This window comes from Streptomyces sp. SID10853 (genome assembly GCF_010548145.1).
Classification (GTDB): Bacteria; Actinomycetota; Actinomycetes; order Streptomycetales; family Streptomycetaceae; genus Streptomyces.
Genome location: NZ_JAAGLN010000119.1, coordinates 1 through 20,531, shown reverse-complemented (window position 1 = coordinate 20,531; position 20,531 = coordinate 1). Strand labels below are relative to the sequence as shown.

Genomic DNA, 20,531 nt, shown 5'->3' with positions numbered 1-20,531 from the left:
GCGCCAGCCTGAGCAGCGCGAGCGGCGGTGTCCTGCGCAGCACCCCGCCGCGGTGCACCCGCAGCCGGGCGGCCTCCAGGGGCGGTACGGCCACGACCGGGCCGAGCAGTCCCCGCTTCTTGAGCCAGCTCCAGTGCGGCCCGCCGCGGTAGATCGCGTGCGGTCCCTCGTTGACGCGGTACGGGCCCTCGGCCGTACGTGCCCGGCCGCCCAGGTTCTGGTGCGCCTCCAGCAGGGTGACCCGCGCACCCGATTCGGCGGCTGTGATGGCGGCGGTGAGCCCGGCGAAACCTCCGCCGACCACGGTGATGCGGCGCATGATCCGTCTCCTCTTGTCCTGTCCTGCTGTCCTGTCCTGTGTCTGTTCCGGAGGGTGCCCGCTCTTTTTCGGACGCTCTCCTGTCATCAGGACGGATGGAGCGGACGCAGATGTGACATCCGGGAAGGTTCGATGTCAGTGGTGTGGGTCACCATGAAGACATGGCAGCACGGAACGGCACGAAGAGAACCCCACAGGTACGGCGACCGGAAGTGCGGCTTCCACCCCTGAGTCCCTATGCCGGGCGGGGCCTTGAGCCCGATGGGGATTATGACGGACTGGAGTTCACCGGCGAGGACTTCACAGGACAGTCGGGCCGTGGAGCCCGCTTCATGGACTGCTCGCTGCGCGAGTGTGTGCTGGAGACGACGGAGCTGGTGCGGGCGCGCTTCATCGACTCCGTACTGACCGGGGCGAGGGGCGTGGGTACGAACCTCGCGGAGGCGTCCCTGCGGGATGTCGAGGTGGTGGACGCACGGCTCGGCGGTGTGCAGCTGCACGGAGCGGTGCTGGAGCGGGTGGTGGTGCGCGGCGGGAAGATCGACTATCTGAACCTTCGGGAGGCGCGTCTCAAGGACGTCGTCTTCGAGAACTGCGTCCTGGCGGAGCCGGACTTCGGGTCGGCGCGGCTGGAGCGGGTGGAGTTCACCGGGTGCACGGTGCGCGGGGCGGACTTCAGCGGAGTGCGGATGAAGGACGTCGATCTGCGGACGGTGGCCGAGCTGGACATCGCCCGTGGGGTGGAGCGGCTGGCGGGCGCGGTCATCAGCCCGGCACAACTGCTGTCGCTGGCACCGGCGTTCGCGGCGCAGATCGGGGTACGGGTGGCGGTGCCGGGCGAGTAGCCCGGAGGGCCCGGCCCCTGGGCGGCCGCCACCGGGCCCTACGGTGCTGTGACCCCGCTGCACTGCACGCCGGCCCCGACTGCACGACGGTCCCGCTACACCCGGGGGAACCGCCCCTGCAGGTCCCAGATCACCGGGTTGTCCGCAAGGCCCTCATGCATGTCCGCCAGGTCTGCGATCAGGTCGTGCAGGAAGTCCCTGGCCTCCCGCCTGAGCACCTTGTGCCCGAAGGTCAGCGGGTCCTCCTCCACCGGCATCCAGTCGGCAGCGACATCCACCCAGCCGAACCGCCGCTCGAAGAGCATCCGGTCCGTCGACTCGGTGAAGTCCAGCTCCGCGTGCTGCGGCCGCGAGGCGCGGTTGCCGCGCGGGTCCCGGTCGATCTGCTCGACGATGTCGCAGAGCGCCCACGCGAAGTCCAGCACCGGAACCCATCCCCAGGCTGTGGACACCTCGCGGTCCGCTTTGGTGTCGGCGAGGTAGACGTCGCCGCAGAAGAGGTCGTGCCGCAGCGCCTGGACGTCCGCACGGCGGTAGTCGGTCTGCGGGGGATCCGGGAAGCGCCGGGAGAGGGAGTAGCCGATGTCGAGCACAGCCCGATGGTGTCACGGGCGGGCGCACCGGGGCGCCGCCCGGCTCCGGGCCCGCCCCGTCCGGCTCCGGGCCTGCCCCGGCTGCTCCGGGCCGCTCCACCCCCGGCTCCGAGCCCGACTACGCGCGGACGCCCGCCCCGCAACGAGTGAGTTCCCGCCCCGCGACGAGGGAGCACCCACCCGGCGACGACTGAGCACCCGCCCCGCGACGCGCGGACACCCCGCACCCCGCACCCCGCGCCCCGCGGTGCGCGTCTCCGTTGCTCGCTCATAGGATCGAGACGTGGACCAGTGCCGACGCCGTACAGCCGTCCCCGCAGCGGTGGGTGCCGCCCTGCTGCTCCTCGCGGCGTGCGGCGGTGGCGTGCACGGGAAGCCGGGCGGTGACCGGCTGCACGACCCCGACCCGTACTTTCCCCGGCTGGGCAACGGCGGCTATGACGTCAGCCACTACAGCCTGACCCTCGCCTACGACCCGGACTCCGGCCGGCTCACCGGCACCGCCGACATCACCGCCCGCGCCACCCAGGACCTCTCCGCGTTCAGCCTGGACTTCACGGGGATGACCGTGCGGGGCGCGACCGTCGACGGCCGGTACGCCCCCGTCAACCGCGCCGGCAGCGAACTGACCCTCCGCCCGCACCACGACCTCACGCGGGGCGCCACCTTCCGTACCGTCGTCCGGTACGCGGGCGAGCCGAAGACCATCACCGACCCGGACGCGTCCGAGGAGGGCTGGCTGCCGGACGGCGATGACGGCGCACTCGCCCTCGGGGAGCCGACCGGCTCCATGGCGTGGTTCCCCGGCAACAACCACCCGTCCGACAAGGCGACGTACGACATCGCGGTGACCGTCCCGGCCGGGCTCCAGGCCGTCTCCAACGGCCGGCTGACCTCACAGCGGACCAGCGCGGGCCGCACCACCTTCCACTGGCACACCGGCCGGCCCATGGCGAGCTATCTCGCGATGCTGGCGATCGGCCATTACCGGACGCACTCCTTCACGGCCCCGTCCGGGCTGCCGGTCTTCACGGCGGTCGCCCCGTCGGAGGCGAAGAGCAGCGCTTCCGCGGTGGCCAGGATCCCCGAGATCATCGCGTGGGAGAGCAAGCAGTTCGGCCCGTACCCCTTCGACTCGACGGGCGCGGTCATCGCCCCGGCCGGGGCCGCGGGCTACTCGCTGGAGACACAGACCAGGCCGGTGCTCCCCGGTGACCAGGCGAGCCTGTCGACGCTGGTCCACGAGCTGTCCCACCAGTGGTTCGGCGACTCGGTGACCCCCGAGTCCTGGCGCGACATGTGGCTGAACGAGGGGTTCGCGACGTACGCGGCCTGGCTGTGGGACGCCGACCACGGCGGCGAGAGCATCCAGGACCACTTCGACGACGCGTACGACTCCGAGGGCAACTGGGACTTCCCGCCGGCCGACCCGCCCGGCCCGAAGGAGATCTCGGCCTCACCGGTGTACGGGCGGGGCGCGATGGTGCTCCAGATGATCCGCAGGAAGGCCGGTGACGCCGCGTTCTTCGCCCTGGTACGGGGCTGGGCCCGGGACCACAGGTACGGCAACGCCAGTACGGCGGACTTCACGCGGTACGCGGAGAAGAAGACCGGCAAGGATCTGAGCGCGATCTGGAAGACCTGGCTGTACGGCAAGGACAAGCCGGCCAGGCCGTCCTAGCCGCCGCCGGGTGCGCGCCCGGCGGGGACCTGCTGCCGGAACCTGACCGGCGTCTCCGGCGCGAGACGGAGCTGCGGCCCGGTGACCGGTTCGGGTGTGCGGATCAGGATGTTGTAGTGGTTCGGGAAGTGGCAGGCGTCGAACCCCAGGACCGTTCCGATCCGCCGCCCGTCCGCCCACACCTCGTCGCCCCGGTCGATGACCCCGGCACAGCCGATCTCCACGAAGCCCAGGAACCCCACACGGTCGATCCGGGCTCCGGCGGCCGTCTCCGCGTGGTCGGTGGTGACGAGTTCGTGCACTTCGCCCTGGCGGACACACCGGGCGGCGAACGGCTCCAGTGTCATGCCCCGGTCCTCCCGCCGGTGGGTGAGCACTTTGACGAGCAGCCCGTGCACCGTGCGCTTGGCCCCGTCCTGCCCGTCCTGCCCGTCCTTCCAGGGGGTCATGAGCGGACCGCCCCCTCGCGCGGGCCGGGCTGGTGGGGCCCGCCCTCGTGTTCCTGTGCGTAGGTGGCGGCCACCAGCTCCAGTGCGGCCAGGCCGTCGGGGGCGTGCGCGCCGGGGACAGGGTCCCCGGGCCGTGAGGTCCGCGAACGCCTGGAGGGCTGGGCCAGCTGGGCGGTGAAGTCCCTGAGCACACCCACGTATTCGTGCCACAGCGACCCCTTGAACGCGGTGTGGCCCGCGAGCATGTCCGCGCTGTCGACGGTGCCGTCCGCCAGCCGCACCTCGACGGTCTTACGCTCGCCGGGATACGACCAGTCCAGTTCGACCCGCGCCACCGCGCCGGTCGCAGCGGCCAGCCGGATACTCGCCCGCCGGTCGGTACCGCGCGCGTCCCTGTCCACGGTCGCGGCGGTCACCCGGGTGTCGCCGATGAACAGGCGTACCAGGTCGAAGGCGTTGGGACCGTTGTCGGCGACACAGCCGCCGCCGCAGCGGTCCGGGTCGAGATACCAGCGGTCCGCGCCCGCGTGCTCCTCGATCATCTCGTCGTAGCGCACCGTCAGCGAGGCGATCGGGACGCCCGGCGGGAGGCGTTCGAGCAGGGCGTCGACCTCGGCGTTGTAGCGGCGGTGGAACGAGGTGAACAGCGGCACACCATGGGTACGGGAGAGCCGCACCAGGTGCTGGGCCTCGCTCAGCTCTGTGGCGAGCGGCTTCTCCACACACACCGCGCGGCCGGCCGTCAGCGCGTCACGGCACACGGAGTGGTGCAGGTCGTTGGGGACGTTGACGACCACCGCGTCCACGTCCGCGTCGCGCAGCAGCTCCCGGTGGTCGCGGTAGCGCCGCGCGTGGGGAGGAGCGGAGGCGAGCCGGGCCGCGTCCGGATCGCACACGGCTGTCAGCTCCGTGTCCGGGTCGCGCTCCAGCGCCGCCAGATAGAAGCGGGAGATGACGCCGAGGCCGATCAGACCGATACGGGGTGCGGTCATGCCCGGCCTCCTGCCCGTGCGGAGTGCACCGGGGAGGGAAAGCGGAGGCAGTTGTCCCGGGCCAGGCCGAGCATCTCCTCGTACAGGGCCGCCCCGACCGGGACGCCGTGGGCGCGGCGCTCGCGGGAACGGGCGTCTTCGGGCCAGCCGGGGTAGCGCACCGGTTCTCCCGCCCGGGTCGGCGGGCAGTCGAGCACGGCGCCGAACATGCCGGTGGCCTCGGCAAGGAAGTCCACCCCGGAGCGGAGCCCGCCGGGGGCGATCGCCACCACCAGATAGCCGATGTCGTCGTCCCGGCTCCTGGGCTGCTCCGTTCCGCCCGCGCCCGTCCCGCCCGCGCCCGTCCCGCCCGCGCCCGTCCCATCCGCGCCCGTTCCGCTCGCCCCCGTCCCATCCGCGCCCGTCCCGCCCGCGCCCGTCCCGCTCGCCCCGGCCTCTCTGTTCTCCCCGCTCTCCGGGTGCGGGCCGGTGCCCGCGCCGGGAAGCAGCGCGGAGAGCACCTCCACCAGCAGACCCAGCCCGAACCCCTTGTACGCACCGGTGTCGGCGTCCCCGCCGAGCCAGCGCAGATGTGCCTCACCGCGGTCGAAAGCGGCCGGCTCGGTGACGGGAGCGCCGTGGTCGTCCGCCAGCCAGCCGGCCGGCACCTCCTTCCCGGCCCGCGCGGCCTCGCGCACCTTGCCGGTGGGGACCGTGGTGGTGCTCATGTCCAGCACGAACGGCGGGTGTTCACCGGCCGGGGCGGCGAGGGCGAGCGGGTTCGTGCCGAGCAGGGGGGGCCCGCCCGCCGACGGGGCGGGCGATCCGCTGCCATCCGCAGTTGGCGGTGACCAGGCCCACCATGTCCTGGTGGACGGCGCGCAGCGCGTGATGACCCGCGCAGCCGAAGTGGGTGCCGCCGCGTACGGAGACCAGGCCGACGCCGTACTGGCGGGCGCGTGCGACGGCGAGGTCCATGGCTTCGCCCGCCGCCCACAGCCCCAGGGCCCGGCGGGCGTCGACGAGGACGGAGGCGCCGCGGTCGGTGACGGTGACCGGCTCCGCCCGCGGATCGCACCGGCCCGCGTCGAGCATCGGCAGATAGAGCCGGGTGAGGTTGGCGATGCCATGGCTGGTGAATCCGGTGAGGTCGCCGTGGCACAACGCCTCGGCCGCGGCGCCCGCCCGGGTGTCGGGCAGCCCCCTGGCGGCGAAGACGTCGGCCACGAAGGCGACAAGGTCCTGATACGGCACCCGTACCCCGGTCCCGCCGGTGGGCTGGGGCGGGAGGGGGGATGCGGTGCGCTGAATCGGCCGGGTCATCGGGGCGTGGTCCTCTCCTCGTTCTCGGGGCGCGCGGCCGCCGAGCGAGCGTGGTCACTTTCGGTGCTGTCGTCGCTGTGGGTGGTGGGGTCGGTGCCCCGGAGCACGAGGCGGGTGAAGCCGACGGCCACCCGGGCGATCTCGTCGGCGTACCTGTCGAGTTGATCCAGGTCGGCGTACTCGCCGTCGGCGTGCGCGCGGTTGGCGTCCAGCTCCCCGGGGCCGAACACCGCGGTGTACGTGTCGGGGATCCCGTTCAGCCAGATCGCGTCACAGGTGAAGGACGGCTCGTCGTCCGGCCAGCGGGGCAGCGCCGCGTGCTGTTCCAACAGGGTCTCGGCCCAGGGTGTACGGCCCCGGCTCTCCAGGGCGGGCAGACCGCGCTTGCGCCAGTGCAGGGAGGTGATCGCCGCGGCGTCGGCGGCCGTCCGGGCCAGATCCGGCAGACCGGAGGTCCGGGAGGTGAAGTCGGTGAGCGCCTCGCGCAGCGCCTGCTCGACCGCGGCTTCGCCGGCGCGTCCGGCCGCGGGGGACCCGTAGGAGATGTTCAGCAGCAACTCGCCGCTCCCGTAGACGCGGTTGTGCTGGTGCCCGGTGTGCAGGCCGGCCACACAGACCCGGCCGTCGACGATCCGCGGGGGCAGGAACTGGGCCAGATAGCTGCTGATGTGCCCCAGCAGCACCGTCGCGTTGTGACCGGCCTCGGGGCGGTCGTCCACCGCGTCCTCGCCCCTGACCCGTACGCAGGCGGTCATCGAGGCCGTCACACGGGGCAGATAGCGGTGGCCGGTGGGCTCGCAGAACAGGTTCAGCCGGCCGGTGAACCCCTGCTCGACGAGCGGCCTGGTGCCGAACGTGCCCATGGCGCCGCCCTCTTCACCCGCGACCGCCTGGATGACCACGCCCACCCGGGTACCCAGCGCGGGATCGGCCGCGCGGGCGGCCCGGATACCGGCCAGCAGGGCGACGGCCGGGCCCTTGGCGTCGATGGCACCCCTGCCGCAGAACCGTGTGCCGTCGAAGTGGGCGGGCCACACACCGCCCACGGTGTCGAGGTGGACGTTGAACATCAGCGTCGCTTCCCGGGGCAGCCGCGGGCCCAGGCGCAGCACCAGATTCGGCTGGCAGTCCAGGAAGCCGGGCTCGCGGGCCGCGGCGGCCCGTACGGGCTCGGGCACGTCGTCACGGTCCAGCACCGCCGGGTCGGCCGGTGCGTGCAGCACCGTCGCGAAGCCGAGTGCCCCGGCGGCCGCCGCGTACATCCGGCCGGCCTCCCACAGGCGGGGGCCCTCACCGCCGGTCTCCAGCGGTGAGGCGGTGGGGGTGGCGAGGAGGGTGAGCAGCAGTTCGTGGTCGGCCGGTGTCAGCCGGGCCGGGGGCTGCGCGGGCGCCCGCTCGGCCGGGCGGGGGAGCGCCGCAGCGGCATCGGTGCGGGGCGGCCGCGGGCCGGGGATGTCAGGCACGCGGCACCCCGTCGGTGGCGGGGGTACGGGGAGGCGACCCGTCAGCGGCGGAGACCCGGGCGGGCAATCCTCCGGCGGCGGCGGCGGCGGTGGTGGAGGAGGAGGGGGCAGAGACGGAGGTAGAGGTAGAGGCACGGGCGGGCAGGACCGTCTGCCGTACGAGGGTTTCGAGCGCCCGGCCGTAGCGGACGAACGCCGCCACGCTGTCGGTGCCCGTGGCGTCGTGGCCCTGGTGCGGCCGCAGATGGGTGTGCGGTTCGATGGACCAGGCCCCCGTGTAACCGTGTTCGATGAGAGCCCGCAGACAGGAGGCCACCCCGGACTCCCCGTCGCCCGGCAGGGTGTAGGCGACCTGGCCGTCCCGGCCGGTCCTGGCGTCCTTGATGTGGACGTGTGCCACATGGCCGATCACGCTGTCCAGCAGTGCGCGGGCGTCGTACCCGTACGGGACGCCGTTGCCGATGTCGAAGAGCAGCCGCAGTGCCGGGCTGTCCGCGCGGTCGATGAGGTCGAGCATCCGGTCGGCCCTGGTGCCGGCCCAGCCGCTGCAGTTCTCGTGCAGCAGCACCAGCCCGTGCTGCTCGGCCTGCCGGACCAGGAGTGTCATCCGGTCGAGCACCCTGGTGCCCCACTCGCCCTCGTCCAGACCGGCGTTGGGGTACGACATGACGCGGACGTACCGGGTTCCCAGCGTGGCGCAGCGCCGGGCCAGCACCCGCAGCTCGGCCACATCGTCCTCGAAGCGGCCGGTGACCGGACGGCTCCAGTTGGCGATCCTGGAGTCGACACAGACGACGCCGAGACCGGCCGCCGCCACCCGGTCGGCCACGCCGGCGAAGGCCCGGTCGTCCAGTTCGGCGATCGGTGTGCCGTTGACGTTGCGTAACTCGACCGCGTCCCAGTCGAGTTGGCGGATCGCGGCCAGTTGCCCGGTGAGATCCGGGGCGGCCTCGTCCCCGATTCCCGCGAAGCGGATGCCGGGAAGTGGGTCGACTCGGTCAACTCCCATGGTTGACAGCCTCCTTGTAGCGGGACGGCTGACCGCCGGGTGGTGCCGGGGCCGTGCCCCGGTCGTCGGCCGCCAGCCGTTTGGCTTCGTCGAGCAGCTCGACCGTGCGTACGTGAAGACCGACGTCGTCCCGGTGGGCCCCGCCCTCGTGCGCCTCGTCCGCGAAGTGGCGGTAGGCGTGCGTCATATACGCGGTGAGCGAGTCGTCGTGGAAGACCTCGCGCACCGTGCGGCCTCCCTGGGTGATCTCCAGCTGGGCGAAGTCGTCGTCCTGGGCGACGGCGTAGTCCCCGACGACCCTGCCACCCGCCATGTCGAGCTCGATCCGCCGTCGGCGTACCGGCGACGACAGGTCGGACAGCACTTCGCTCCGAGCCCCGCCGGTGTGCAGCAGCCGCAGCCGGGCGCTGCCCATGCGCGGTACAGTCACCTGCCCCACCCGCAGGTCGGTGCAGGCGGCGCCCGACACCCTGGCGTCCCCCAGCAGGCGCAGCAGCACGCCTGTCGCGTGCGGTACCTCCACATCGAAGGCTGAGGAGTGGCTGGTGTTGCCGAGCGAGCGCCGGAACCGGGCCTTGTGCTGGGTGACGTACGCCGAACGGACCGCGCCGAGGCGCCCGTTGGCCACCACGTCGATGAGCCGGCGTGTCAGGGTGCTGTGGAGCCAGGGCGCTACCACGGACAGCCGCAGCTCATGGTCCCGGGCGAGGTCCAGGACGTGCTGGAGGGCTTCGCGGTCACCGGCCAGTGGCTTCTCCAGGATGATCCGGCTGAAGCCGAGCCCGGCGGCCTCACGGAGCACATCGGCCCGCACGGCGGGCGGCGTGCACAGATGGACGACGGTGTGTTCCGGGTCGAGGAGCTCGCGCGCCCGACGCAGGGAACCGGCCATCAGGAGACCGTCCGGCGGCCCGGCTGGAGGGGAGTTCCCGGGGTCCACTCCCACGATCGGGTGACCGACGGGACCTTCCCCGGCGGCCTCCGCAGCGGAGCGGGCGCGCAGCAGCACCGGCAGATGCAGCCCCAGGCCGGCGCGGCCCAGGCCGACGATCAGGGTGCGCAGCATGCAGCGGCCTCCCCGCGGGAATCGGCCGCCCCGGCCGGCCGTTTCACGGGCGCGACACCAGAGGGGCCGAAAACCGGCCGGTGAACTGGCGTGAAGTATTTCGGCATACCCGGCCCATCTCCCCATGACACCCGCGACGCCTTTCGGAAGAATGTTCGCTGAAAGGCGCGCCGGTAGCGTGATTGCAGGTTCCGCATCGTATCCGACAGATTCTTCCGATGTGCTTTCTCGCCGTACCTGAAAGATCAGCCAGGGATGGCTGAAAATCCCCCCGGCGAGGTAGTCGAATCTTGAATCTCCCTGGTCCAGGCGCCTTCTCTGCGGCCCGCCCCGGTTTCAAGATCGAACGCAATGCCGAAAGCGGCGTCCTTACCGGCTGGCCGAAACGCCGTGAAAAATAATTTCTGCACCATTCCGGTTCCGTAGTTCCGGTTGACAGCTGTCGAGCGGCGCGAGTAATCATTTATCCAGCACGAGGCGGTCTCCCGAAGGTAATCCATCATTCAATCGATTGGGTTTCCGGGAGCGCGAAAGCAGTTTTCGCCGCACTCTTCGAGAACATTCGAGAACTTCGACGACTTCGACGACTTCGAGAACCAGGAGTGACATGCCCAACAGGACTGTCCAGGAAGAGCGTCTCCGGCAGCGCTTCGCGCTGTACGACACCGATGGGGACGGCCGCGTCGAGCGCGGCGATCTGGAACAGGAGGCGCGTCGCATCGTTCATGCCTTCGGCGAGTCGGAGGACTCTCCCAAGGCCCAGGCGCTGCTCCATGCCTATCCGCACATGTGGGACCACATGACGAAGACGGCCGGCGTCGGAGCGGGACAGGGTTTGTCGCTGGAGCAGTTCGTCCAGATCGCCAACACCCAGATGCTGGACCAGGGCAGGGCGGGCTTCGGCCATATGCTCCGCCCGAGCATTCGCGCGATGGTCGACCTCTGCGACGTCGACGGCGACGGCCAGGTCAGTCCGGAGGAGTTCCGGAAGTGGCTCGGTGCCATCGGTAACGACCGGATCGACGCGGACGCGGCATTCCGCGCGATGGACGCCGACCGTAATGGGAAGCTGTCCGTCGAAGAAATCGTGGCCGCGGTGGGCGAATACCACAACGGCGAGCTCGACGCCCCGCTCCTGGGTGTCTGAGGCATACCTCGGCGGCAGGGGCAGCTCCGGGCGTGGGGCGCTCGAAGCGGCTCCCCGTACGCGGGCGGCGCCGATCCCGGGGGAGCCCGTCGGCGGACGGGCACGACCCCGCGGACCGGCGCGACGCGACGGACGGGTACAACCCGGCGGACGCGTACGACTCCGCGGATCGGTACGACTCCGCGGACGCGTACACCCCCGCGGATCGGTACGACTAGGCGGACGCGCACGACCCCGCGGGCGGGCGCGACCCCGCGGACCGGCGCGGCCGGTGGGGGACCGGTGCCGGTGACCAGGCCGGCCGGGGTGCGTACCGCGGTGGTCCTCCTGTGTCTGGCGCAGGGGGTGCCGGGGCTCTGGGCCCTCGTCGCACCGCGGTCCTTCTACGACGGCTTCCCCCTCCCGGGTTTCGGGTGGGTCGCCATGTTCCCGCCGTACAACGAACATCTGGTGCGCGATCTCGGCGCCCTCTCCTTCGCCCTGGCGGTGGTGCTCGCCCTGTCCGCCGTTTCCCTGGAGCGGCTCCTGGTACGGGCGGCGGCTTTCGGCTGCCTCGGTTTCACCGTGCCGCACCTGGTGTTTCACCTCGGCCATCTGGGGCGTTTCGGTACCGCGGATGTGGTCGAGCAGCTCATTTCCCAGATCGCTCCGATCGCCTTGTCGGTGTTTATTCTCCTGGTGGCCAGGCAAGGTCCGGATAAACCTGCGGACGAATCCCGTAGCGGCGTATCCCGTGAAGACGACGCGAAAGCGGTACCGGCGGCGGAGTAATCCCGTACAAGCGCCGCGTGAGCGATTGAAAAATATGCGGCCACTGTGCATGTGCGCACAACCGTTTCGCCGCAATTATTCCCCCCCTTTCCTTGTCGAGAATTCACTCGGCGAGGAGTTTCAGAGAAACCGAACGATAAGGAAGAAACATGAGCACCTCTGTGCAGGAGCAGCGCCTGCGTCGCCGTTTCGAGCTGTGGGACCAGAATGGCGACGGCGTTATCGACAGCAGCGACTGGGAAAGTGAGACGCAGCGCATCCTGGCCTCGTTCCAGCAGACCGAGGGCTCCCCGAAGGGGCAGGCCCTCACCACGGCCTACCGGGGGATGTGGAGCTACGTCGCGGAGCAGGCCGGAGTGGGGCGCGACGGCTCGGTGAGCATCGACCAGTTCAAGGACGTGGCGGCGAAGCAGATGCTCGACCGCGGCCAGGCCGGCTTCGACCAGGTGCTGCGTCCGACGGTCAGCGCGATCGCCGACCTGTGCGACACCGACGGCGACGGCCAGGTCAGCCCGTCGGAGTTCCGGAGCTGGATCCGCGCCATCGGCAGCGACGAGTCCACCGCGGACGCCGCGTTCCAGCAGATCGACACCGATGGTGACGGCCAGCTGTCGGTGGACGAGCTGATCGACGCCGTGCACCGCTACCACACGGGCGAGCTGGAGTTCTCCCTGCTCTGATCTGCGCGGCCCCTCGTCCGGTGCTCCCACGGGGCGTTCCCACGGATGCTCCCCCCGGTGCACCTGTGGGAGTACCGGCGAAGCCGCATCCCGGCCCGCTCGGCCCCCGGCCCCGACTGCCGGACCGGCGCGCCCGCTCCCACACCGCTGAGAGGAACCATGCAGGACACAACCGCCGGCCAGGGGACTGGCAAGCACGGCATACCGGCCCGCCAGGACAGCGGCTCCGCGGGACTGGGGCAGGGGCAGGTGCCGTTCTTCACCCAGGCCCGGACGTTCGCCGACCTCTGGCCGGACATCCGGTCCGGGCTGACCGACGTCATCGACAACGGCAAGTACTCGCACGGCCGCCAGGTCGGCCGGTTCGAGGAGGCTCTCGCCCGGTGGACCGGCGCCCGCTACGCGGTGGGGGTGAACAGCGGGACCGATGCCCTGGTACTGCTGCTGCGCGCCTGCGGTCTGCGGCCGGGCGACGAAGTCATCGTGCCGGCCTTCACGTTCGTCGCCTCGGCCTCCTCCGTCGTGCTGGCCGGAGGCCGCCCGGTCTTCGCCGACATCGACCCCGTCAGCTATGCGATCGACCCGGAGTCGGCCGCCGCCGCCGTCACCCCGCGCACCCGGATGCTCATGCCCGTCCACCTCTTCTGCCAACTGGCCGACATGCGGGGCCTGCTCGATGTCGCCCGCCGCCACCGGCTGACCGTGGTGGAGGACAGCGCCGAGGCCATCGGTATGCGGTGGGACGGGGTGCACGCGGGGCTGCTGGGCGCCGGCGGTGTGCTCTCGTTCTTCCCCACGAAGACGCTGGGGGCCATCGGCGATGCCGGGGCTGTCCTCACCGACGACGCCCAACTCGCCCGCACGGTAGGGGCGTTACGTCATCACGGGCGGTACGGCAGGACGATGGCCCACTTCCCCGGCATCAACAACGAGACGGCCGTCAACGGCGTCAACAGCAAGATGGACGACATCCAGGCCGCCGTCCTCCTCGCCAAGCTGTCCCGGCTGGACGAGGACATCGCCCGGCGTGCCCTGCTCGCCGCCGCCTACACGGAACGGCTGGCCGGTGCGCCCGGTGTGCTGCGGCTGCCCACCGTGGTACCGCGCGCCGCGCCGACCCAGCCGGTCTTCTACGTGTATCTGATCGAGGCCGAACGCCGCGACGAACTGGCCCGCCATCTGGCACAGCACGGAGTCGGCACCGAGACCTACTACCCGACCCCGCTGCACCTGCAGGAGTGCTTCGCCGGTCTGGGACACCGCCGCGGCGACTTCCCGAACGCGGAGCGTGCCTGCGAACGCACCCTCGCTCTCCCGCTGTACCCGGACATGAGCATCGGCGACGTCGACCGGGTCTGTGACCTCATCCGTGCCTTCCCGGCCGGGAGGCCCGTGTGACGATTCCTTTCTTCGCCCCTGACCTGTTCGAGTCCGACCGGCAGGTGCTGCTGGACCTGGTCCACGAGATCGGCACCGCGCCCGCGCAGAAGTTCCTCCTCGGCGAACACACCGCCCGCTTCGAGGACGCCCTGCGCACCTCGCTCGGCGCCGCCGACGTCGTGGCGTGCTCCAGCGGCACCTCGGCCCTGACGCTCGTACTCCACGCCATGGGCGTCGGGCCCGGCGACGAGGTGGTGGTCCCGGCGTACGGCTGCGCCCCGCTGGCCAACAGCGTGGTGGGCCTCGGGGCGACACCGGTCTTCGCGGACATCGACCCGTGGACGATGGTCGCCGACCCGGACCGGGTGGAGCAGGCGATCACCGCCCGGACCAGGGCGATCATGCCCGCGCACATGTTCTCGGTGATGGCCGGCATGCCCCGGATGCGGGAGATCGCCCGGCAGCACGGCGTACGCCTGGTCGAGGACTCGGCGGTCGCCCAGGGCGGGGTGCTCGACGGGCGGCCCGCCGGGACCTGGGGGGAGGCCGGAGTGTTCTCCTTCGTCCAGGTCAAGACCTTCGGGACGGCCGGTGAGGGCGGCGCCGTCATCACCATGGACCCCGAGCTGGGCCAGGCCGTCCGATCCCTGCGCAACCACGGGCAGGGGGAACGGTTCGTCTACCGCAGGACGGGCTACAACAGCCGGTTCGACGAAGTGCTCGCCGCCTTCCAGCTGCACCGGCTCCCCGGCTTCCCCGCGCTCCTGGAGCGCCGGGCCCGCATCGCCGACTACTACACCGAACGCTTCGCGCCGCTGCGCGAGCAGGGCGTGCTGGCCCCGCCGGCCGGGCGCAACGGCCGCTGCTACTACGTGTACTCCCTCCTCGCCGACGACCGGGACGCGCTGCAGAGGTATCTGGCCGCCCGGGGCATCGAGAGCCACGTGTACTACCCCCAACCCCTGCCGCACCAGGCGGCCTTCGCCCGGTTCGCGCCCGCGGGCCGGAGCTGGCCGCACGCCGCGAGCGCCGCCCGGCGCCAGCTGGCCATCCCCGTCCACCCCTGCCTGACCGACGCCCAGGTGGAACACATCGCCGCCGCGGTCCGCGCCTATGCCGGCGCACGCGAGAACACGAAGGAGCGGAGCAGATGACGAGCCGCACTGAAGCAGCAGGGCCGTTCACGGCCGACGACGTACGACCCGAGAGCAAGGCCCGCAGCTACGCCCGGCTGGGCAAACTCGATGTCTACGACTACTACCCCGGCATCGCCGTGGCGCTGTCCGCGGTGCTGCTCCCGGTGTCGCGGCTGCGGTCCGCGACGGTCGGGACGCTCGCCCTGTTCCTCGCCGGCGCGGTCTTCGTCATCGTGGCCATGGTCGCCCTCGACGATGTGACCGGCTACCGCGACGGCAGCGACGCCGCCAACTACGGCCCCGACAACCCGCTGCGCAACAAACTGCGCAAGCCGCTGGTCGCCGGGACACTGACGCTGCGCGAAGCGCTCACCTTCGGCTGGGCCACCGCCGTCATCGGCGCGGTGCTGTGGGCCGCCGCCGTCGCGGCCGCTCCGTCCCGGCCCACCTGGACGGTCGTACTGATCGTGATCACGTTCGTGGTGGCGGTCCAGTACTCCTACGGCCTCAAGATCAGCTACCACGGCTTCCAGGAGATGTTCATCGCCGGTCTCGGCGTGGCCCTGGTGATGGCGCCGTACGGGCTCGCCGCCGGACACTACTCCGGATTCCTGCTCGTCCAGGGCGTGTTGTTCGGCTTCGGGCCGCTGATGTTCGGGGTGTACTCCAACACCAACGACATTCCAGGTGACCGTGCGGTGGGCCGGCCGACCGTGGCCTGCCTGGTCTCGGCGAAGGGCAACGCCGTCTTCATCGGTGCCCTGTCCGCGGCCGAGTTCCTGCTCGGCGCGGTCGCGTCCGCCACGGGTGTCGCCCCCTGGTGGTTCGTCCTCCTGATGCTGCCCGCCACCGTGCTGCGCACCCGGCAGTACCTCACCGGCTTCCGGCGGGGCGACATCATGCGCGCCCGCAAGCTCGGCTTCTCGGTCCACCGGGTCAGTACGGTGCTGCTGATCGCGGCGAACCTGCTGGCCGGCGCGGGGGCCGTCGGATGAGCCCCGATCTCGACGTCGCCGTGGTCGGCGCGGGCATGGCCGGGCTGACCGCCGCCCACGAGCTGCGGCGCGCCGGGCTCCAGGTGCGGGTGTTCGAGCAGCAGAAGCACGTCGGCGGCCGGATGCGCAGCGTCCGGCACGACGGCTACACCATCGACGAGGGCGCCGAACAGGTCTCGGACCAGGGCTACCGCGCGACCTGGGAACTGCTGGCGCGGCTCGGCGTGCCGAAGGACCACGTGCCGTCCATCGGCACGCCGATCGGGATGTGGCGGGACGGGCGGGCCCGCCCCGGTGTGGCCGACCGGGCGGCGGTGTTCTCCGGCGCCGGGCTCTTGCCCCGTGCCCGGGTGGACCTGGCGCGCTTCCTGGCCTGGGCGGCGCTGCACCGCGGGGAGTTCGACTGCGACCGGCCGGAGCGCACCCCGCTGGGCGCGGCCACGGTCAGGGAGTTCGCGCGGCGCTACCACCCCGACCTGCACGACTATCTGTTTCAGCCCGTCGCGGGCAGCTTCTTCGGCTGGGACACGGCACGCTCGGCGGCCGCGCCGATGGTCGCCCTGCTGCTCGCGGTGGGCCCGCCCGCGGGCTGGCGGACCTACCACGACGGCATGGATCTGCTCGCGCGCCGGCTGGCCGAAGGCACCGACGTGGTCACCGGCGCCGAGGTCCACGAGGTCGTCACCGAGAACGGCCGCGCGCGGCTGCGCGTCGGGGACGACGTCGTCACGGCCCGCTCGGTGGTCCTGAGCGTGCCCGCTCCGGTCGCGGCCCGGCTGCACGCCAACGCCCCCGCGGACGAGCGGGCGTTCCTCTCGGCGTGTACGTTCACGCCCACGCTCAAGGTCAGCTGTCTGCTCGACCGGCCGCTGGCACCGGTGTCCCGCAAGCCCCTGTACATCCTGCTGACCCCGGACGCCGAGGACGACGTGCTCTCCGCGATCATCGTGGACCATGTGAAGCACCCGGGCCGGGCGCCCAGCGGCAAGGGCCTGCTGACCCTCATGGCCGACCCCCGCAGCATTCCCGGACTGCTGACGGCGCCGGAACAGCAGATCACCGACCGGCTGGTGCGGGCGGCCACCCGCTACGTCCCCGGCCTGGAGACCGCAGGCCGGAAGCACTTCGTACACGCCTTCGCCCACGGTCTGCCCGAGGCCACCCCCGAAGCGCTGCGGCTCCGCGCGCCGTTCATGGCGCGCGGGGTGCGCCCGGTGGAGTACGCGGGGGACTGGGTGATGCTGCGGCCCGCCAGTGAGGGCGCCGTGCGCTCGGGCACGCTCGCCGCCTCCCGCGTCCTCAGCCGGCTGCGTCCGCCCCCGACGGCGGGGCCGCCCCTGCCCGCCTCCCTCGCCGCCGAGGAGAACCTCTCGTGAAACCCCATGACATGGGCGTCCTGTTCGACGAGTGCGCCGAGAACGGCTTCGCCACACAGGTCCACCTGGACCGGCCCTTCGACATCGGTACGGACGCCAGGACCCAGTACACGGTGCCCCAACTCGCCGCGCTCGTGCGGGAGGCGGCGGGCTGGCTCGCCGCCGCGGGCGCGGGCCGCGGGGACCGGGTGGCGATCGTCAAGGACAACCACTGGGACTACGACCTGCTGGCCTGCGCAGCCGTGCGCATCGGCGCCGTGCCCGCGCAGCTCTCCGCGCATCTGCCGGGGCAGGCCCTGGAAACGCTCCTGACCCGGCTCGGGCCCGCCCTGCTCGTGACGACGGCGGGAGTACTGGAGCGCGGCCACGCCGAGGGCATCGGCCTCGCCGCGACCGCCCGGCGGACCCTGGTGCTCGACGCGGCGGTGCCGGGAGCGCTGAGCCTCGACGACGTACGCGGGCACACCGCCCCCGGACCCCGCGGCAGGCACGACGACCAGCCGCTGGTGATCAACCACACCTCGGGCACCACCGGTGTGCCCAAGCTGGTGGTCCACTCGACCCGGACGATCATCGGGAAGCTGGCGCGGTTCGAGAGCGTCCGGCTGCCCCGTATCGGCCTGCGCCGCAGCGACAGCCTGGCCAACGCCAGCGCGTACTCGCACGGCAGGACGTTCTGCTGGACCGCGAGCGCGCTGTGCATGGACCCCGCGGAGATCTCGATCATCACCAGCGGGGACCCCCACCTCGCGGATCCGCTGCTGCGTGCGCATCCGCCGACCGTCGTCGAGGCGCTGCCCGCGTCCTTCGTCCACTTCCAGCCGCTGACCGAGAGGCTGGACAACCCCTTCCGGCGGGTGCGCCTCATCATCAGCACGTACGACGCCGTGCACCCGCCCACCGTCCGCGCCTACCTCGCGGCGAGCCGGCACCGCAGCCCGCTGTGGATGGAGGGCTGGGGGCAGACCGAGACCGGCCCGCTGGCCTTCCGCTTCCACACCCGGCGGTCGGTGCTCAGGGGGGCACGCGGGGCCAGCACCCGCAATCTGGGCCGCCCGGTGCCGGTGAAGACCCGGCTGCGAGTGGTCGATCCCGCCACCTTCCGGCCGCTGCCGCGCGGGCAGGCCGGCCTGATGCTGGCCAGGACAGCGGCCCGCGGTCTCGGCTACGTCGGGGAGAGCGACCGCTGGTCGGCCAAACAGCACGGGGCGTGGTGGAACACCGGCGACATCGGCGCCATCAACCGCGACGGAAGCGTCGAACTGCTCGACCGCGAGGTCGACAGCACACCGCAGCTCAGCTGTCTGCGTACCGAGGACGCGCTGGAAGTCCGGCTGCCGCAGGCGCTGGAGTGCGTCGTCCTGGCCGCCCCGCACCGGGTCCCGCTGCCCGTCGTGGTCACCGCCGACGGCTCGCTGGACCGGGCCGTGTGGAAGCAGGCGGTGCGCGGCCTGCCTCCCCTGCGCGAGCCCGTCGTCCTCACCTGGAGCCAGGTGCCGCGCACCGGTACGGGCAAGGTGCGGCGCAGGGCGTTGCTGGAGCAGATCACCGGAAGTACGGACACCTTCGGCTCCGGCCGGTGGACCTGACGACAGAATGCGAGACGCCATGCGCCAGTCCCTGGCCGACGACCCCGGTTACGTCTTCGACAACGACAGAGCGCACAACGAGGAGCAGCACCGCTGCCTCACCGGCGCCTACGACGCCATGACCTTCCAGCGGCTCGCCGAGACCGGCGTCACGGCCGGCTGGCACTGCCTGGAGATCGGCTGCGGGGGCGGCAGCGTGGCCCAGTGGCTCGCCGAACGTGTCGCCCCGACCGGGCGCGTACTGGCCACCGAGCTGAACCCGCGGCACGTCCCGGCGCGTCCGGGGCTGGTGGTCGAGGCGCACGACGTGGTGACGGATCCGCTGCCCGAGGCGGCCTTCGACCTCGTCGTCGCGCGGCTCGTCCTCCAGCATCTGCCCGAACGGCTCGCGGTACTGGGCAAGTTGGTGCGGGCGCTCAAGCCCGGAGGCCGGCTGCAGATCGAGGAGTTCGACACGGCCTACGAGCCGCCGCTGCTCACGCCGGACGAGGAGTCCGCGCGGCTGTACGAGACCTTCCTCGCCACCAAGTACGCCGTGATGCGGGCCGGTGGCGGGGACCCCCAGTGGGGCCGGCGCGTCCCCGCCGCGATGCGTGCCGCGGGGCTCGTCGACATCGACCCGCGGCCCCGTGTCGAACTGCGGACCGCCGGATCGCCGGGCCTGGGGCTGCAGCTGAACCACACGTACCACCTGGAGGACCGGCTGATCGCCGCAGGCATGACCCGGCCGCAGCTCGACCGGGTCCGCGCACTGATGCGGGACCCGTCGTTCTGCGCCGTGTCCAGCGTCATCTACTCGGTGCAGGGCCGCCGCCCGCAGGCCGATGTGGCCGAACGCCCGGTACGGCCGCGGAGGGAGGGGCCCCGATGACGCTCTGTCTGCCGCATGCCGCGGCCCCGGCGAGTGGCCCGGCTGTTGGCCCGGGGACAGCTCCGGCTTCTGCTCCGGTGGCCACCCGGGTCGCGGAGCGCATGCTCGGCCTGGTGGACGGCCCTGTCGCCGCCATCGGCCGGGGGACGGGCCGGGACAGCGGCCGGGGCATCGGCGGGAGCACGGATGGCGTCAGCTGGGAGATCGGCTGGGCGGGTCCGCTCGCCCTCCCGCTGCCCGACGAGCGGGCCGTGCAGGCGGCCTGCGGGATCATGCACGTCCACGGCCGGGCTGCCGGGCGCCCCGCCCCGCTCGCCGTCGACTACGCGTCCACGGTGGCCGGGGTGCTCGCGGCCCAGGGCGTCTGCGCGGCACGGCTCGCGCGGGCCAGGGGCGGCGGCGTGACCGGCGTCCGTACCTCGGTCGGCCAGGCGGCGCTGCTCGCCGTCGCCCAGTACCTCGCAGCCGCGGCCGCGGGCTCCGACGGCGCGGAGAACAGCCCGCGGGACGGCGCACACAGCGCACACAGCGCACACAGCGCACACAGCGCACACAGCGCACACAGCGCACACAGCGCACACAGCGCACACAGCGCACACAGCGCACACAGTGCTGACGGCGCTGACGGCGCTGACGGCGCTGACCGTACGTGGCAGGCGCCCGGCGGCTGCACGCTGGTCTCCGCCGAAGGCGTCCGCTTCGAAATCGAAACCCTCGTCCCGGAACAGTGGCTGGACTTCTGGCAGCGGCTCGGCGCTGACCGGGCCACGACCGGACGCGGCTGGCGGGCGTTCCAGCAGCGGTTCGCCACCGCCACCTGCCCGCTGCCCGCCGCGCTGCCCGCGACGGCGCGCCGGGCCCCCTTCG

The 20,531-nt window shown here is 72.2% G+C and carries 20 protein-coding genes and 1 pseudogene; 13 read left to right on the top strand and 8 right to left on the bottom strand.

Translation table 11 applies throughout. The annotated features are described in order from the left end of the window. On the bottom strand, window positions 1–319 hold a 319-nt coding region (locus G3I19_RS21690), incomplete at its 3' end, for an FAD-dependent oxidoreductase (RefSeq protein ID WP_164265343.1). A 161-nt stretch (window positions 320–480) separates the two neighbouring features. Here G3I19_RS21690 and G3I19_RS21685 point away from each other — a divergent pair. Continuing rightward, window positions 481–1,164: a pentapeptide repeat-containing protein gene (locus tag G3I19_RS21685; RefSeq protein WP_164265342.1), complete on the top strand. Its 684-nt coding sequence runs from the start codon at window positions 481–483 to the stop codon at window positions 1,162–1,164. 95 nt (window positions 1,165–1,259) lie between these two features. On the opposite strand, the gene G3I19_RS21680 is transcribed toward G3I19_RS21685, so the two are convergent. Then, complete coding sequence (locus G3I19_RS21680; RefSeq protein WP_164265341.1) at window positions 1,260–1,757, bottom strand: hypothetical protein; 498 nt, start codon at window positions 1,755–1,757, stop codon at window positions 1,260–1,262. A gap of 283 nt (window positions 1,758–2,040) precedes the next feature. On the opposite strand from G3I19_RS21680, the gene G3I19_RS21675 reads away from it, so the two are divergent. Next, window positions 2,041–3,438 carry a M1 family metallopeptidase gene (locus G3I19_RS21675; RefSeq protein WP_164265340.1) on the top strand — a complete coding sequence of 466 codons (1,398 nt, stop codon included), beginning with the start codon at window positions 2,041–2,043 and terminating at the stop codon, window positions 3,436–3,438. Here the strand turns inward: G3I19_RS21675 and G3I19_RS21670 are convergent. The 6 genes and pseudogenes from G3I19_RS21670 to G3I19_RS21645 all read right to left on the bottom strand — a co-directional run bounded on the left by G3I19_RS21670 (window position 3,435) and on the right by G3I19_RS21645 (window position 9,719). Next, on the bottom strand, window positions 3,435–3,887 hold the full coding sequence (locus tag G3I19_RS21670; protein ID WP_164265339.1) for a hypothetical protein: 453 nt from the start codon (window positions 3,885–3,887) through the stop codon (window positions 3,435–3,437). The two genes, G3I19_RS21675 and G3I19_RS21670, sit on opposite strands and share 4 nt — an antisense overlap. Further along, window positions 3,884–4,879 carry a Gfo/Idh/MocA family oxidoreductase gene (locus G3I19_RS21665; RefSeq protein ID WP_164265338.1) on the bottom strand — a complete coding sequence of 332 codons (996 nt, stop codon included), beginning with the start codon at window positions 4,877–4,879 and terminating at the stop codon, window positions 3,884–3,886. Before G3I19_RS21665 ends, G3I19_RS21670 begins: the two co-directional genes overlap by 4 nt. Next, window positions 4,876–6,155: pseudogene (locus G3I19_RS37605) on the bottom strand (Ldh family oxidoreductase). Before G3I19_RS37605 ends, G3I19_RS21665 begins: the two are co-directional and overlap by 4 nt. A gap of 22 nt (window positions 6,156–6,177) precedes the next feature. Next, the gene (locus G3I19_RS21655; RefSeq protein WP_164265345.1) at window positions 6,178–7,548 is read right to left on the bottom strand and encodes a M20/M25/M40 family metallo-hydrolase; all 1,371 of its coding nucleotides are present in this window, start codon (window positions 7,546–7,548) and stop codon (window positions 6,178–6,180) included. Window positions 7,549–7,636: 88 nt separating this feature from the next. Continuing rightward, on the bottom strand, window positions 7,637–8,653 hold the full coding sequence (locus G3I19_RS21650) for a sugar phosphate isomerase/epimerase family protein (RefSeq protein ID WP_164265337.1): 1,017 nt from the start codon (window positions 8,651–8,653) through the stop codon (window positions 7,637–7,639). Continuing rightward, window positions 8,643–9,719 (bottom strand): Gfo/Idh/MocA family oxidoreductase, encoded by a 1,077-nt coding sequence (locus G3I19_RS21645; RefSeq protein WP_164265336.1) that lies wholly within the window; start codon window positions 9,717–9,719, stop codon window positions 8,643–8,645. The genes G3I19_RS21650 and G3I19_RS21645 overlap by 11 nt, the downstream gene beginning before the upstream one ends. A gap of 607 nt (window positions 9,720–10,326) precedes the next feature. On the opposite strand from G3I19_RS21645, the gene G3I19_RS21640 reads away from it, so the two are divergent. From G3I19_RS21640 to G3I19_RS36945, 11 genes are all read left to right on the top strand, one after another. Then, window positions 10,327–10,866: an EF-hand domain-containing protein gene (locus G3I19_RS21640; protein ID WP_164265335.1), complete on the top strand. Its 540-nt coding sequence runs from the start codon at window positions 10,327–10,329 to the stop codon at window positions 10,864–10,866. Between the two features lie 32 nt (window positions 10,867–10,898). Beyond that, complete coding sequence (locus G3I19_RS21635; protein ID WP_164265334.1) at window positions 10,899–11,084, top strand: hypothetical protein; 186 nt, start codon at window positions 10,899–10,901, stop codon at window positions 11,082–11,084. An 88-nt stretch (window positions 11,085–11,172) separates the two neighbouring features. Then, on the top strand, window positions 11,173–11,637 hold the full coding sequence (locus G3I19_RS21630) for a hypothetical protein (RefSeq protein ID WP_203599856.1): 465 nt from the start codon (window positions 11,173–11,175) through the stop codon (window positions 11,635–11,637). Window positions 11,638–11,786: 149 nt separating this feature from the next. Further along, window positions 11,787–12,317: an EF-hand domain-containing protein gene (locus G3I19_RS21625; RefSeq protein ID WP_164265333.1), complete on the top strand. Its 531-nt coding sequence runs from the start codon at window positions 11,787–11,789 to the stop codon at window positions 12,315–12,317. Window positions 12,318–12,476: 159 nt separating this feature from the next. Then, window positions 12,477–13,715 (top strand): DegT/DnrJ/EryC1/StrS family aminotransferase, encoded by a 1,239-nt coding sequence (locus G3I19_RS21620; RefSeq protein ID WP_164265332.1) that lies wholly within the window; start codon window positions 12,477–12,479, stop codon window positions 13,713–13,715. After that, window positions 13,712–14,851 (top strand): DegT/DnrJ/EryC1/StrS family aminotransferase, encoded by a 1,140-nt coding sequence (locus tag G3I19_RS21615; RefSeq protein WP_164265331.1) that lies wholly within the window; start codon window positions 13,712–13,714, stop codon window positions 14,849–14,851. The genes G3I19_RS21620 and G3I19_RS21615 overlap by 4 nt, the downstream gene beginning before the upstream one ends. Beyond that, window positions 14,848–15,828 carry a UbiA family prenyltransferase gene (locus G3I19_RS21610; protein WP_164265330.1) on the top strand — a complete coding sequence of 327 codons (981 nt, stop codon included), beginning with the start codon at window positions 14,848–14,850 and terminating at the stop codon, window positions 15,826–15,828. The genes G3I19_RS21615 and G3I19_RS21610 overlap by 4 nt, the downstream gene beginning before the upstream one ends. After that, window positions 15,825–17,204, top strand: a complete 1,380-nt coding sequence (locus tag G3I19_RS21605; protein WP_164265329.1) for an NAD(P)/FAD-dependent oxidoreductase — start codon at window positions 15,825–15,827, stop codon at window positions 17,202–17,204. Before G3I19_RS21610 ends, G3I19_RS21605 begins: the two co-directional genes overlap by 4 nt. Window positions 17,205–17,215: 11 nt before the next feature. Next, window positions 17,216–18,793, top strand: a complete 1,578-nt coding sequence (locus tag G3I19_RS21600; protein ID WP_164265344.1) for a class I adenylate-forming enzyme family protein — start codon at window positions 17,216–17,218, stop codon at window positions 18,791–18,793. Window positions 18,794–18,812: 19 nt separating this feature from the next. After that, window positions 18,813–19,664 carry a methyltransferase gene (locus G3I19_RS21595; protein WP_164265328.1) on the top strand — a complete coding sequence of 284 codons (852 nt, stop codon included), beginning with the start codon at window positions 18,813–18,815 and terminating at the stop codon, window positions 19,662–19,664. A 77-nt stretch (window positions 19,665–19,741) separates the two neighbouring features. Continuing rightward, window positions 19,742–20,531, top strand: a 790-nt coding sequence (locus G3I19_RS36945) for a CoA transferase (protein ID WP_343235166.1), incomplete at its 3' end; no start/stop codon positions are given.

Bases quoted from the DNA above. Each gene is read 5' to 3' on its own strand.
- G3I19_RS21625 (WP_164265333.1), top strand. From the start codon at position 11,787: ATGAGCACCTCTGTGCAGGAGCAGCGCCTGCGTCGCCGTTTCGAGCTG.
- G3I19_RS21610 (WP_164265330.1), top strand. From the start codon at position 14,848: ATGACGAGCCGCACTGAAGCAGCAGGGCCGTTCACGGCCGACGACGTA.
- G3I19_RS21685 (WP_164265342.1), top strand. From the start codon at position 481: ATGGCAGCACGGAACGGCACGAAGAGAACCCCACAGGTACGGCGACCG.
- G3I19_RS21620 (WP_164265332.1), top strand. From the start codon at position 12,477: ATGCAGGACACAACCGCCGGCCAGGGGACTGGCAAGCACGGCATACCG.
- G3I19_RS21650 (WP_164265337.1), bottom strand. From the start codon at position 8,653: ATGGGAGTTGACCGAGTCGACCCACTTCCCGGCATCCGCTTCGCGGGA.
- G3I19_RS21600 (WP_164265344.1), top strand. From the start codon at position 17,216: ATGGGCGTCCTGTTCGACGAGTGCGCCGAGAACGGCTTCGCCACACAG.
- G3I19_RS21670 (WP_164265339.1), bottom strand. From the start codon at position 3,887: ATGACCCCCTGGAAGGACGGGCAGGACGGGCAGGACGGGGCCAAGCGC.
- G3I19_RS21665 (WP_164265338.1), bottom strand. From the start codon at position 4,879: ATGACCGCACCCCGTATCGGTCTGATCGGCCTCGGCGTCATCTCCCGC.
- G3I19_RS21645 (WP_164265336.1), bottom strand. From the start codon at position 9,719: ATGCTGCGCACCCTGATCGTCGGCCTGGGCCGCGCCGGCCTGGGGCTG.
- G3I19_RS21595 (WP_164265328.1), top strand. From the start codon at position 18,813: ATGCGCCAGTCCCTGGCCGACGACCCCGGTTACGTCTTCGACAACGAC.
- G3I19_RS21605 (WP_164265329.1), top strand. From the start codon at position 15,825: ATGAGCCCCGATCTCGACGTCGCCGTGGTCGGCGCGGGCATGGCCGGG.
- G3I19_RS21640 (WP_164265335.1), top strand. From the start codon at position 10,327: ATGCCCAACAGGACTGTCCAGGAAGAGCGTCTCCGGCAGCGCTTCGCG.